The following is a 12714-nucleotide window of genomic DNA, read 5'->3' as shown; positions in this document are numbered from 1 at the left end:
TTCGATCACCGAAATCGCTATCAGGAGTTATTTATTAATACGTGGTCTTCGAAGCCTTGAGTTCAACTTTCTAATGGGTTGCCTTTGAATTATCTAGAAAAGAGCCATGCTTTCCAATAAGTCCCAGCTCAAAAAATACTAAAAAAATGCTTAAATTACCGGATGAGCAAACTGTTTTAGCTGTCTAAGTTTAAGGCCGGAGAATGGGGGGCATGAGTGCCGGCAGCGATTATCTTTATTAGTCTGCATCTACCCCAATTGAGCATTATTACCCCATTTGTTTTGCAGGTAGTCGCGGCGGGTATCAAATATGCGTTCAAGTTTACTTGCGATAAGGACTGAGTTAATGAACTGTCCCAGCCAGCCCAAGGGCATGGCGTAGAACATGATGTCCTCCAGCACGATTCCGTTGTCTATTTCAGTTAAGCACACTTCATGGCTCCAGAACTTGAATGGCCCAATACGCTGTTCATAAACAAAACGCTTGGGTTCATCACAGTGGCTAACTTCTGATAACCAAGCCATCGGAATGCCAAACACGGCTTTCATTTGATAATTAACCATTAAACCGGCATAAATCTTTTTCGGAACTTTAGACAGAATTTTTACATGGAAAAATACCGGAGTAATGTCATTCAGGTTATAAGGCGATGAAAAGAATTTCCAGGCTTCCTCGATAGTGAGATTGAGCTGTTGCTGCCGGTAGAGTTGATAGATTTTCATGACATTAGTTGGCTGGTATTTTGAGCCGGCGACATCGATGATACGGCCAAATCTTTCCCAATTTTTGCACCAACAGCAAAATCATATTCGCTTTAACGCTGTTTGCGCTTGCGCCAGATATAAAAGCCGGTACCCATTAACAGTAACGGTATGATCACTAAAAAACCGAAGCCGATCACGGCGACGCTGGTCTGGGTCAATTGCAGGCTTTTATCGGTAGCGATTTTGGCAGGGACGTTGATGAACCGGTCGTCGTGAATCAGCCAGTTGGTCATCCTTAAGCCGATATCCAGATTGCCGACATTGCCGAGATAGGCGTTGGATAAAAAGTCGCCGTCACCGACAACAACAATGCGTTGCTGTTTCTGCTTATCCAGGTCTCGGGTTAGGGCATAGGCAAAGGTGAGCGGGCCTTGTTTTTCGTTGCCGTCGGCGTCAAAAAGAATTTTGCCGGCGATAGGGCCGGTTTCCGTCCATGACTGTGTTGCGCTTTTAAGTAATTCCACGGCTTTGAAATCCGTTTCTTCACCGATTTCCAACGCGGCGGTAACCGGATAAAGGCTGATGGTCTGGAAGCCTTGGGTGATCGGATGGGGCGGATTGTTGCTGGTGAGCACGAAGCTGGGGTCGTTGATGCCGTATAGCTTGGAACTGCTGTCTACCAGGGTTCCCGGCAGCTGACGCAAGCCTAGGGTTTGGAGCAAGGCGTCCAAATGGCGGTTGCCCGGATCGGTTAACAGCAGCAGGTTGCCGCCTTGTTGGATATAGCGTTTGATCAGCTCAATTTCACCGGCAAGCAACGGCACAGCGGGGGCGCTCAGTACCAGTAATGCGGAGTTGCCTGGAATATCCGGCATGGTCGCCAGATTGAGGGCTTGGGCCTTGATTTTTCGTCGATCCAATTCCTTGCCGAATTGACCGAAATCAAAATTGGCAATACCGTCCGGAGCTCGCTCGCCATGGCCGGTCAGGAAAGTAACCCAGCGTTCTTCGGCGTTTGCCAGTTGTAACAGCGCATTGGTCAGCGATGATTCGTCGATAAAGTTCAGTTTTTCGGTGCGGCCTTGATATTCGACAATAAAGGCGCCTGTCGCGTCAATATTCAGTTCGCGAACTTTTTCCGGCTGCGAATCGGGGTCGATAAAGGTCAGGGTCAGGTCGGCTTTGTGGAGCTTATAACGGTCGACCAATTGTGCAATCTGGCTTCTTAGCGCCGGTTCTTTTTTTATGTAAGCGGTAAGCTCTATCTTGCCGGGCAGAGATTCCAACAGTTTTTGCGAGGCCTGGGACAGGCTATTGCTGTTGTTCCGGGTTATGTCGGTTTCTACGCTATAGCGTGAGCTTAGCCAGGCCAGAGCGCTAATCAGGCACAATAATGCCAGCGTGATGCCCCAGTTTTTTAAGCGGATTTGCTGATGTTTATGCGGCGATATTTTCATTTTTGCAAGCGGTCGTTATCCAGTCTGCGAATGCTGAGTGCGATGAAGGTGGCAGTAAACAATACAAAATAACTGATATCGACCGTACTGATCAGGCCGCTTTGGATATTCTGAAAATGCCTGAGGATCGACAGGTATTCAAACAGTTCGCTACGGTGGTCGTTCATGCCGACCGACCAGTCCAGAATCCATAGCAGCAGTAAAGCGCCGAAAGTGCCCATCGCGGCAACGGTCGGATGGCCTGCGATACAGGACATGAACAGGCCGATGGCGGCAAAGGCAGTCACCAGCAGCAATAAGCCCAGGATATTGGCGAATAATTTGCCTAAATCCAACTCTGCGCCGGATAGCAAGGACAACGGCATCAGGGTGATCAATCCAATGATCAGCAGCATCAATCCGAGTATGCCCAAATACTTGCCGAGAATAATGTCGATATTGGAAACCGGCGCGGACAGTAGCAAAGCCAAGGTTTTGTTGCGGCGCTCTTCGCAGATCAGGCGCATGGTTAATAACGGCGTGACCAGCAACAGGATAATGCCGGCATTGCCGAATAACGGCGGCACGATAATATCGGTTAAGCCGGGTGCGCCTTCGATGGTAGCCAGTTTGGGTTGGAGTTCCGTGAACGCCTCAACCTGGGTTAAAAATAAGAACGCCAGGATGAATTGCAGGATAGCCAATATCGTCCAGGCCATCGGCGATAAAAACAGGGTTCTGAATTCGCGGGAAGCAATGGTTAAAATCATGGTAATGATAAATTAGTAATCTACAAAAAGCTTTTTACCACGAAGACACGAACGACTGCATGGATGCAGGAGGTAGAGCAGCGCAGGGAGCGGTTGCCGAGAACACGAAGAAATGAAAACTTCGTGTCCTTCGTGTCTTCGTGGTGAATATTAGTCCGTTTAAGTTACAAATCAGGCTCATAGTTCGCGATGCTCTTTGGTTAAGCTGATAAAAATGTCTTCCATCGATCTTTTTACCGGCGTCAGTTCCTGTAGTCCCGACCCTGCGGCGATAATCTGTGCGGCAATTTGTTCGGCCGGGTTGGCGGTTACGCTGTGATGGATGATGACCCGGTTTGCAGTAATGCTTTCGATAGAGCTGACACCGGGGATGGTCAATAGACCGTCAATATCGGGTGCCAAGCGGGTGACGACTTGCAGCGTGCCGGTATCCATTTGCCGGTTAAGCCCGGCTATGGTTTCGTTCAGGATCAGCCGGCCTTGGTCAATGATTTGCACGTGGGTGCAAGACTCCTGAACTTCGGTCAGGATATGGGTGGACAGGATGACGCCGTGATCCTGTCCCAACTCCCGAATTAAGTCGCGGATTTCCCGGATTTGAATGGGATCAAGACCGACCGTCGGCTCGTCAAGCACGATAACCTCAGGATTGTGCAAGATGGCCTGGGCAATGCCGACGCGCTGCTGAAAGCCTTTGGACAGATTGGCGATCAAGCGCTCGGCGACATCAGTTAAGCCGCAACGCTCTTGAGCCCGTTCAATAGCGGCATTAACGGAACTTTTGGCAATGCCGTGCAGCCCTGCGCAATAAAGCAGGAATTCCTGCACGGTTAATTCTTTGTAAAGCGGCGGTGTATCAGGCAAATAGCCCAGGCTCAGTTTGGCGGTTTTGGGTTGGTCGAGCAGATCGTAACCGTTAATGATGATTTGTCCGGCGCTGGGTGCCAGATTGCCGCACAGCATTTGCATGGTGGTGGTTTTGCCCGCGCCGTTGGACCCCAGGAAACCAAGCACTTCGCCTTTGGCCAAGGTAAAACTGACATCGTTAACGGCACAATGGCTGCCGTAATAGCGGGTTAGATGATCGGCTTCAATGAGGGTAGTCATTCAGGCCGCTAAACGCGTTTCAGCAGGACTTGTAACTCAGCCTGGATTTTTTTTCGGTAAAACAGGAACTTCCAACGGGTGCCGCCGCATCGTTTCCACAGAATGGCCGAACGCATCCCGGCTAGCAGACAGGCGCGTATTTTATTGACGATGTCGGGCCTGGATAAATATTCCTGCTCACCATTGACCATGATTCTCGGTTGCAAGGTGCTGATAGTGGTGTGATAGATGTCGCCAAGGTTTGCCAGTACATTCTCATGCAGCAGGTCGAAGTGCTCCGATTGTTTCTGGGCGCGCTCAATTCCGACGAAAATGCTTTTAAGCATATCCGGCTGCTTGGAAAGCTGATTCTCCAGGAAGACCAGCGATGCGGCATAGCGCGCCTGTTCCGGATTGGCTATTTTGAGGCCGGTCATTTGATCGTTAAGGTGCTCAAGCCCCATTTTTAGACCTGATAAGCCGCCGTAGACATTTTCAACGCCATGCTCGTCGCTAACAAAAAGACTGGCAATGCTGGCTTCAAGAGCCTTTGGGTCGGCGCTGCCGGTTGTTGCCAGTTGTTGAACCAGTGCCGCTGCCTGGGCAATGCCGGCAAGCGCGATAGTTTGGTTGGTGATTGTGTTTAACGGCATAGCTATTTTATATTTCCCATAACGTCTTTCGCCCAGTTTATACTGTGAATATAAGTATCGCCAATGATGGATTGATCAATATCCCTGAATGATATGGATGAAATGTCCCAATGCTCATAGCTGATAACGCACTTAAGCGCTTCGCCCCCTAATCCTTCTTTGTGCAATATTGCGGCAACAATGTCATCGGTTAAAGGCAACTGGCTGAGTGCTTCATCCAAGGGCATATCCAGCAAGCTATCCAGGTTGGATAAGATGCCGATCAGGAAAAAATTGTCTGATTTGTTGCTGCTCAGGCCAGCCAGTTCCTCACACATTTTTCCGCGGATTAATGCGTTTTGCATAACCGCTTCCGGCTTGTTGGACAAGGAGGCCAGCGTCAATATATTTACCCAGCGTTTTATTTCCTTTAGCCCCAGATAGGAAATGGCGTGGCTAATGGATGAGATTTTATTGGGTAGGGCGAAAAACGCGGAATTGATATAGTGCAGCAATTTATAGCTGAGCCCGACGTCCAGGGATATTATTTTGGTCAGGTCTTCAAATTCAACATCCGGATTATTGGCTATGTTCAACAATTGAATGGCTGCCGCCTGATTAACGCTGACACGTTTGCCGGAAACTATATTGGGTTTGTTGAAAAAGAAACCCTGGAAATAATCGCAGCCCAGTTCGAGGAGATATTGATACTCGGAGTAGGTTTCCACTTTTTCCGCGAGCAGTGCCACGTTGTAGGGCTTGAGCCGTTTAATCAGCTCGCGTGTTTTAGACTCGCCCATTTCCAGGATATCCAGCTTGATAATATCGGCTAACTCCACCAGGGGCGTCCATTCCTCGGAAAACACAAAATCATCCAGGGCGATGATATAGCCCAGCTTTGACAACTCTTGTAAATTGGCGATGACTCTTGAGTCAATTTCAACATTTTCGAGTACTTCAATAACAATCCGGTCTTTAGGAAGGTGTAACGGAGTTTTATCGAGGATATTCTGCGTCGTAAAGTTAATGAAGGCCTTGTTGGGGCCGACTATGGTATTGAGTCCAAGCTCTAAAATGGTATCGGTAATGACCTGATTAGTGGCTTGTGTAGCGCCGTCCTTATGATTTAGGTCAAAGTCATTGCCTCTAAAAAGAAGTTCATAGGCGTAAATATTCAGCTTTTGATCAAAAATCTGCTGTCGCCCAATTATAATGTCTGCCATTCTAATTATTTAAAGTATCAATTTTAAACGCTTGGGGTCGGGTTTATCCGAACGGCACAAGAGCGTAGTGCAACCCCATATATGCCGGGATTTATACCATGATTACCGGCCATCAGTCGAGTATGATATAAAGGCATGATTGTAGAGAAGTCGCAATAGAGCGGCGTTACCAACATTAAGGAGACTGAAATGACTGAATCTGTATCGTTAACCGTTACCGGCATGAAGTGCGGCGGTTGTGAAACCAATATAACAAGTAAACTTGAAGCTATCGAGGGTGTGTTGTCGGTTAATGCATCGAGCAAAAACAATGAAGTGAACGTTGAATTCGATGCCGAAAAAACCAGCTTGGATGTGATCACTAATGCTATTGCCGGTGCAGGTTTTACCGTAGAAGCACCGTAACGGATAAGGGGGCGGTATGAATACAAAGAGTTCTGACGAATTGCGGTTATCCATTTTAGGCATGCGTTGCGCGGGCTGCGTCAGCGCCGTTGAGAGTGCCTTGGCAGGAGTGGAGGGAGTCACTTCAGTTAGCGTCAACTTCGCCGATCATTCCGCGCTGGTTAAAGGACACGCCGCCCCCGAATTGTTAACGCAGGCCGTTAAGGCAGCCGGTTATGACGCGGCGGTGATGGAGGGGTTTGAAGATCCCGCAGAGCAGGAAGAACAAGAGTTGCAACGCTACCGGCAGCTGATGAAAAAAGCGGCTGTGGCGGCTGTCTTCGGCACTATATTAATGGCCGCCGAACATTTCGGCTGGTTGCCGGAAATCGGTTCATCGGCAGGTCAATGGGTGTGGCCGGAAATCGCCCTGATTACCGCAGGCATAATGATCTATTCAGGCTGGCATTTTTACAGCGGCGCGTATAAATCGTTAATGCTGGGCCAGGCTAACATGGATACGTTGATCGCTTTGGGCACTGGATCGGCATGGATCTATTCCTGCATTGTCATCGATTATTACGGAACCTTGCCGTCTCTGGCAAAACATGCCTATTTTGAAGCCGCCGTGATGATCCTGGCTTTCATTAATCTCGGTTCCGGCCTGGAAACTTTAGCTCGAGGGAAAACCTCTAGCGCGATCAGACAACTGATCGGTTTACAGCCGCGGACGGCTAGAGTGATCAGGAATGGCGAGGAAATCGATATCGCTATCGAGCAGGTCGGTTTGGACGAAACACTAAGAGTCAGGCCCGGCGAAAAAATCGCCGTTGATGGTGTGCTGCTGGAAGGCCATTCCACAGTTGATGAATCCATGCTGACCGGCGAACCGCTGCCGGTAGAGAAAACCGTAGGTTCGGAAGTGGTTGCCGGCACCATGAACCAGGCCGGCAGCTTTTTATTTACCGCAACCCGCATCGGCCGCGATACCGCATTGGCGCAGATCATTAAAAGCGTCCGGCAAGCGCAAAGCAGCAAACCCGAAATCGCCCGCTTGGCTGATAGGATTTCCAGTGTTTTTGTACCGGCCGTGGTCGTGGTTTCCGTGCTGACATTTATAATTTGGTACGCTTTCGGCCCCGAGCCTTCATTGGGCTATGCTTTTGTCACCTCGATGACCGTTCTGGTTATTGCTTGTCCCTGCGCCTTGGGCTTGGCGACGCCTATTTCCGTGATGGTCGCAGTCGGCAGAGCCGCACAGTCCGGTATCTTGATTCGTAAGGGCGAAGCCTTGCAATTGGCGGGGAAACTCACCTGCTTGATACTCGATAAAACCGGCACGGTCACCGAAGGCAAACCGACTGTATCGACGGTTGAAGCCATCGGCGACATCAGTGAGGAACAGGTGCTGCAATTGGCGGCCAGTATCGAATCTGGCTCTGAGCATCCGTTGGCGGCGGCGATTTTGGCGGCAGCGGAACAAAGGCAAATAAAGCTGGAAAAAGCTAAACAATTTGCCGCCGTCGCAGGTCATGGGGTGATGGCGACAATTAACGACAGACACGTGCTGTTCGGCAACAAGGCGCTGATGGATGGGCAAGGTGTTAGTTGCACCCGCTTTAGCGACCGGTTGGAACAACTGTCGGCTTCAGGGCAAACGCCGATGCTGCTGGCCGTTGACAACAAAATAGCCGGCATTATTGCTGTTTCCGATCCGATCAAAAAGGATTCGGCACAAGCGGTACAAGTGTTAAAAAATCAGGGCGTGCGCATCATCATGGTGACCGGGGACAATGCAATAACCGCTCATGCCATTGCCGAACAGGCGGGTATTTCCGAAGTCCGGGCGCAGGTGTTGCCTCAAGATAAAGCCGAGGTAGTTAAAGAGCTGCAACAGGCGGGGGAAGTGGTCGGCATGGTCGGCGACGGTATTAACGATGCGCCTGCGCTGGCTCAGGCTGATGTCGGTTTTGCGATCGGCACCGGAACCGATGTCGCGATTGAAAGCGCCGACGTGGTTATTCTGCAAGGCTCTTTGCTAAAAGTCCCGGAAGCTATTGAATTATCCAAGGCGACAGTCGTCAATATCAAACAAAACCTGATCGGGGCGTTTTTCTATAACACGGTCAGTATCCCTGTTGCAGCAGGCCTGTTGTATCCGCTATTCGGTATTTTGTTGAACCCAATGATTGCCGGGGCGGCTATGGCATTGTCTTCTGTGACTGTAGTTACCAACGCCAATCGTTTGCGTTGGGCAAGATTTACCGAACGCAAGTGATTCTTGCCGACTAAACATAGGACCGAACATATTCCCGGACGAATAGCCGCATCGGCGCATTGCTGAGTTGGTATTGATGATAGGCCTGATTGACATCCGTTGGCGAGATATGGGCGTATACCCCGAACCCTGTTCTTGCAGTAAATTCATCGCTTAAGGTTTCAATAAATATTGTCCAGGACGAATCGAGTTTATTTTTATTTTGTATTGTCATGGCTGCACTCCTCAATAGGGAGTCAAGCTTAAACTCATCCGGTATTGAGCGTAAATTGCGCCGATTACGTATTGTATTTACATGACATTGTGTTTGGTGCCGCTATTGCAACAAGGAGTCGCTACCGCGACGCTTGCTTGAGTCGGGGTCTCGCCCCCGAAGGCGAGATACTTTCTTTTGCGCCGCCTCGGCAATTGCTCCTGCATTGCTAAACCACAAGGATGTGGCGAATGCAGAAAACGCAGGAGCGGTTTTCTGCCTACCTCCTGCATCCTTGCAGTCGAAAAGAAAGTATCCAAAGAAAAGGCGGCCCGTTGCCGCTTGAGTCCTCCGCTCCTCGCTTTCACCGGGGGTTGCCAGAAGGGCCGTCCTTGGCCCTCTGGCAACGCGCGGCCTCCTTGCCGCGCCCCTGTGGGCAAGAGTCACTCGGCACATCCCTGAGCCTCGCCCTGCGGGTGCTACGCATGCAAATCGGCTTTCCTGCCGATTTGTCCCGGCGAAAGCTCCGGTGCTCGGCGCGGCAAACGGGATCTAGTCCATGCCACTGCAAGTGCCTACTGCTCAATAGAGTGAGTTTAACAATGGGAGTGATCTTAAATAACCGAGAATTGCTCTAGGGAAGCGCTGATTAAATCCCTCAGTATGGGATAATATAGCCATTCTTCAAAACAAGGCCAATGCCCCTATGTCATATCAAACCAGTTTTGTTGACCTCGACTATAACCACAAAAAACGCCTGACCCGAAGAGAGGTGTTTCTGGGCGAAATGGAGCAAACCGTTCCTTGGACAAAACTGATTGCCTTGATTGAGCCTGCCTACCCGACCTCAGGACGACGCGGTCGCCAACCGATGCCGCTGGCCAGCATGCTGCGCATTCACTGCCTGCAAAATTGGTTCAGTTTTTCTGATCGCCAGATGGAAGATGCTCTCTATGAGATTGATAGCGTCCGCCGCTTTGCCGGTTTTGGCAGTGTCACCGAAGCGTTACCGGATGAAACCACGATCCTCAATTTCCGTCATTTGTTGGAGAAGCATCAGCTCACCGAAAAACTGTTAGAGACCATCAATATCCACCTGAAAGAACAAGGACTTTTGGTTTCTCAAGGTACGATGGTCGATGCCACGATTATTCATGCGCCCAGCTCCACCAAAAACAAAGACAAATCGCGGGACCCTGATATGCATCAAACCCGAAAAGGCCAGCAGTGGTATTTCGGCATGAAAATCCATGTCGGCGCCGATGTGAATTCCGGCGCTGTACACACGGTGACGACCACAGCCGCCCATGTCGCGGATATCACTGAATTGCCCAAGCTGTTGCGGGAGACTGATCGAGTCGTCTTTGCCGATGCCGGATATACCCGCGATGAATACCGGCGTGGAGCCCGGCATCTGGGCATGCGCTGGTGCGTCAATGACAAACGCAAGCCCGGCAAAAACCTGTCGGCCAGTCAGAAAAAGCGCAATCGCAAACAGTCCTCGATCCGGGCACGCGTAGAACATGTTTTCCGGGTCATCAAACAGCAATTCGGTTTTCAAAAGACCCGTTACCGCGGTCTGGAGAAAAATGCCTCACAGGTCAACTTGCTGGTGGGGCTGGCCAATCTTTACCTGCTCAGGCGGCAGCTGATGGCTGCCTGAGGGCAACCTGCGTCTGTCGTTTCCCGAAAACGACAGATGAAGAAGAGAAATCGGGAAAAACGCTTAAAATGTCATTTATTGAGGGGCCAAATGATGCATTTTTTTGCAAAAAAAACGGCTTGTCTGGCAATTGTGACTGGAACGCGATTTGTTCAGCTCTTCCCTAGCAGTTGTCATATTAATCCCCCTTACGGCGTCATAAAAACACAAAAATAAAAGCAATAGAAAAACCCAAGTTGCCGAAAAATAGGGGGTCTCTTTCAAATCTTCTAAAGAATTCGTTCAGTATGATGCCGCCCAGCAGATAAACAGGAGTTACATAAATAGAGGTCAAATGGCCGATATCGCCAGGGAGGTAATAAAAAATGAAGGTATCTAATAAAAAATTGCTGGAAATATTCGTTAATATTTCCAGCGACATCGCATCGATCGACAGCACCAGCGCAAATATAGCGGCTTCATAGTTCAGATTAAAAGACTGAAGCTTTTTATGTACAAAATAAAGGTGATAGCCGTACAGCGACCACTGAAAAAACGCAAACACCGAGGTGTCGCCATGATGAATGGGCGCTACCTGATAGAGCCAGAGCGGCGAATCGAAAACGGCCCGGCAAAAGCTGTTGACCGTCACTTCGCCAATGATTCCTATCAATGCGAGGGTTCCTGAATACATGTAGACTTCTTTGATGTTTGTTTGCGTTGATTTATCGGTGAGAGCAGAGTTCACTAAATAAATCACCGCAACCGAATACAGGAAAAAAAGGATGAGCTTTGTATCCATAAGGTGGCCCCATAAACTGATTTAATGTTTTGGGTTCAACCAAGTGCGATAGGAAGTTACATTTATCGCAGCTCGCCATATTGACGCGAAAGGTATTGGGTTAATATCATCAAGCCAACTTGCACAGCATATAGACGCAAAATAGCTAATACAATCGTAAAAGCACCTATAAACACAACAATGCCGATGACAGTCAAGCGCAGTTATGGCGGTTGTCTAGCGGCGAATTTGCCTTACAGAGTAGAGTTTTCTCAGCGTGTAGGATGGGTAGAGGCGCTAGCCGAAACCCACAAAATCATTCGCCTATACGATGGGTTTCACTTCGTGCTTTATAAGTCGCGTTGCTCTACCCATCCTACCGTGCTGGATAGTCAATGCTGCAAAAGCCCTGGATTCCGCAAGCTCCATCCAGGCTATTTGCTGTTCGATTACACACATAGTTCGTAGTTTGTAGGGCGGTTTCGCGCAGCAAACCGCCAATAACGCACAATATCAATTACAATCGGGCATAAAAAATCCTCGCTTGGAAAAAACCGAGCGGGGATCAGGCTCAAGGCTCCGTTCGTGGCGGATTGCTGCGCGAATCCGCCTTACAGCGTTCCTCGCCGCAACCCAAAAAATCCGAAAAGATATTTTCTTATAATAAAGTCGGCCTTCCGACTTCCACCGGACTTGTCCAACAACCGGTTCAGGTTGTGGTTCGCTATCGCTCACACAATCTAACCTTATTCGTTAGGCAACCCATTATTAGTGGGCTCCAACATCAATGGGCGATTCGTCGGAAATTCGCTGCAAGCGTACGGCATAGTCCGTAAGGTGTTGTTTCCTTTGCTCCTCCATCATCCGTACAGGCGCATACACGATTTGTGGTGCCAATACGTCAAAGCCAGCGAACTGCAACATACCCCGTTGGATCGGGCGCAAAATTGCCGTGATATCCCCGTTGAATCCCTCTTTACGATAAGCCTCTTCCGGTCCGCCTGTCGTCAGGGAAAGCAGTGCCCGTTTGCCACGGAAAACGCCTGTCTCGTATATATGTTCAAAGTTGTAAATGCGCCCCATCGCAAAAACACGGTCAACCCAGCCTTTGAGAACGGCAGGCAATCCAAACCACCAGAGTGGGAATTGCCAGATCATCATGTCGCACCACTCAATCTTCTGCACCTCGGTCTCGATCTCTGCGGAAAAGCCGTTTGTTTCGGTGGCGTGCATCTCTTCGATCTGTTGTTTAAGGTAGTTCGGATCTTTAATCATTGTAAAGTTTTTCCGGCTTGAAACCGGATCGAAGTGCATTTCATGCAGGTTGGAAGTTTTCACCTCATGCCCCACACCGACAAGCGTCTCACAAGCCGTGCGAAACATCGCACCGTTAAAACTTTGTGGCTCTGGATGCCAATAAACGACGAGTATTCTCATTAACGGACTCCTTGTTTTGTTAGCTAACGTAGAGCTAAGGGGCGTGCCGCTCACGGACGCTAAACGAAGCCCCAAGCTTGATAAATTACAAAACTTTAAAACCGCCATGAGGCGGCACGTCCCTTTGAGCGTCATGTTAGGCCAAGA

Annotated in this window: 12 protein-coding genes; 3 read left to right on the top strand and 9 right to left on the bottom strand. The window is 49.4% G+C overall.

Going from position 1 to position 12714, the window contains the following annotated elements:
* Positions 1-249: 249 nt before the first annotated feature.
* From M0R47_RS16115 to M0R47_RS16090, 6 genes are all read right to left on the bottom strand, one after another.
* The gene (locus M0R47_RS16115) at positions 250-723 is read right to left on the bottom strand and encodes an SRPBCC family protein (RefSeq protein ID WP_292556653.1); all 474 of its coding nucleotides are present in this window, start codon (positions 721-723) and stop codon (positions 250-252) included.
* 92 nt (positions 724-815) lie between these two features.
* Entirely contained in the window at positions 816-2162 is a 1347-nt protein-coding gene (locus M0R47_RS16110; RefSeq protein WP_292556651.1) for a GldG family protein, read from the bottom strand.
* Positions 2159-2911 (bottom strand): ABC transporter permease subunit, encoded by a 753-nt coding sequence (locus M0R47_RS16105; RefSeq protein ID WP_292556650.1) that lies wholly within the window; start codon positions 2909-2911, stop codon positions 2159-2161. The genes M0R47_RS16110 and M0R47_RS16105 overlap by 4 nt, the downstream gene beginning before the upstream one ends.
* A 177-nt stretch (positions 2912-3088) precedes the next feature.
* A complete protein-coding gene (locus tag M0R47_RS16100; RefSeq protein ID WP_292556648.1) occupies positions 3089-4018 on the bottom strand; it encodes an ABC transporter ATP-binding protein in 930 nt (309 codons plus the stop codon).
* An 8-nt stretch (positions 4019-4026) separates the two neighbouring features.
* Positions 4027-4650 (bottom strand): high frequency lysogenization protein HflD, encoded by a 624-nt coding sequence (gene hflD, locus M0R47_RS16095; protein WP_292556646.1) that lies wholly within the window; start codon positions 4648-4650, stop codon positions 4027-4029.
* 2 nt (positions 4651-4652) lie between these two features.
* On the bottom strand, positions 4653-5852 hold the full coding sequence (locus M0R47_RS16090; RefSeq protein ID WP_292556645.1) for an HDOD domain-containing protein: 1200 nt from the start codon (positions 5850-5852) through the stop codon (positions 4653-4655).
* Positions 5853-6041: 189 nt separating this feature from the next.
* Here M0R47_RS16090 and M0R47_RS16085 point away from each other — a divergent pair, with 189 nt between their 5' ends.
* Together M0R47_RS16085 and M0R47_RS16080 are read left to right on the top strand one after the other, a co-directional pair.
* Complete coding sequence (locus tag M0R47_RS16085) at positions 6042-6257, top strand: heavy metal-associated domain-containing protein (protein WP_292556644.1); 216 nt, start codon at positions 6042-6044, stop codon at positions 6255-6257.
* Between the two features lie 16 nt (positions 6258-6273).
* Complete coding sequence (locus M0R47_RS16080) at positions 6274-8514, top strand: heavy metal translocating P-type ATPase (protein ID WP_292556642.1); 2241 nt, start codon at positions 6274-6276, stop codon at positions 8512-8514.
* A 10-nt stretch (positions 8515-8524) separates the two neighbouring features.
* Here M0R47_RS16080 and M0R47_RS16075 read toward each other — a convergent pair whose 3' ends face one another.
* Positions 8525-8728 carry a hypothetical protein gene (locus M0R47_RS16075; RefSeq protein WP_292556640.1) on the bottom strand — a complete coding sequence of 68 codons (204 nt, stop codon included), beginning with the start codon at positions 8726-8728 and terminating at the stop codon, positions 8525-8527.
* Positions 8729-9413: 685 nt separating this feature from the next.
* Between M0R47_RS16075 and M0R47_RS16070 the strand changes: the two genes are divergently transcribed.
* On the top strand, positions 9414-10370 hold the full coding sequence (locus M0R47_RS16070) for an IS5 family transposase (RefSeq protein WP_292556638.1): 957 nt from the start codon (positions 9414-9416) through the stop codon (positions 10368-10370).
* 196 nt (positions 10371-10566) lie between these two features.
* Here M0R47_RS16070 and M0R47_RS16065 read toward each other — a convergent pair whose 3' ends face one another.
* Both M0R47_RS16065 and M0R47_RS16060 read right to left on the bottom strand, forming a co-directional pair.
* A complete protein-coding gene (locus tag M0R47_RS16065) occupies positions 10567-11151 on the bottom strand; it encodes a hypothetical protein (protein WP_292556636.1) in 585 nt (194 codons plus the stop codon).
* A gap of 747 nt (positions 11152-11898) precedes the next feature.
* Positions 11899-12567, bottom strand: coding sequence for an NAD(P)H-dependent oxidoreductase (locus tag M0R47_RS16060; RefSeq protein WP_292556635.1), 669 nt, complete (start codon positions 12565-12567; stop codon positions 11899-11901).
* Positions 12568-12714: the final 147 nt, after the last annotated feature.

It is taken from the genome of Methylobacter sp., from assembly GCF_023227905.1.
GTDB lineage: Bacteria > Pseudomonadota > Gammaproteobacteria > Methylococcales > Methylomonadaceae > Methylobacter_A.
The sequence above is the reverse complement of the archived record's forward strand: the minus strand, read 5'-3'. Positions and strand labels throughout refer to the sequence as shown.

Bases quoted from the DNA above. Each gene is read 5' to 3' on its own strand.
- M0R47_RS16115 (WP_292556653.1), bottom strand. From the start codon at position 723: ATGAAAATCTATCAACTCTACCGGCAGCAACAGCTCAATCTCACTATC.
- M0R47_RS16110 (WP_292556651.1), bottom strand. From the start codon at position 2,162: ATGAAAATATCGCCGCATAAACATCAGCAAATCCGCTTAAAAAACTGG.
- M0R47_RS16105 (WP_292556650.1), bottom strand. From the start codon at position 2,911: ATGATTTTAACCATTGCTTCCCGCGAATTCAGAACCCTGTTTTTATCG.
- M0R47_RS16100 (WP_292556648.1), bottom strand. From the start codon at position 4,018: ATGACTACCCTCATTGAAGCCGATCATCTAACCCGCTATTACGGCAGC.
- hflD (WP_292556646.1), bottom strand. From the start codon at position 4,650: ATGCCGTTAAACACAATCACCAACCAAACTATCGCGCTTGCCGGCATT.
- M0R47_RS16090 (WP_292556645.1), bottom strand. From the start codon at position 5,852: ATGGCAGACATTATAATTGGGCGACAGCAGATTTTTGATCAAAAGCTG.
- M0R47_RS16085 (WP_292556644.1), top strand. From the start codon at position 6,042: ATGACTGAATCTGTATCGTTAACCGTTACCGGCATGAAGTGCGGCGGT.
- M0R47_RS16080 (WP_292556642.1), top strand. From the start codon at position 6,274: ATGAATACAAAGAGTTCTGACGAATTGCGGTTATCCATTTTAGGCATG.
- M0R47_RS16075 (WP_292556640.1), bottom strand. From the start codon at position 8,728: ATGACAATACAAAATAAAAATAAACTCGATTCGTCCTGGACAATATTT.
- M0R47_RS16070 (WP_292556638.1), top strand. From the start codon at position 9,414: ATGTCATATCAAACCAGTTTTGTTGACCTCGACTATAACCACAAAAAA.
- M0R47_RS16065 (WP_292556636.1), bottom strand. From the start codon at position 11,151: ATGGATACAAAGCTCATCCTTTTTTTCCTGTATTCGGTTGCGGTGATT.
- M0R47_RS16060 (WP_292556635.1), bottom strand. From the start codon at position 12,567: ATGAGAATACTCGTCGTTTATTGGCATCCAGAGCCACAAAGTTTTAAC.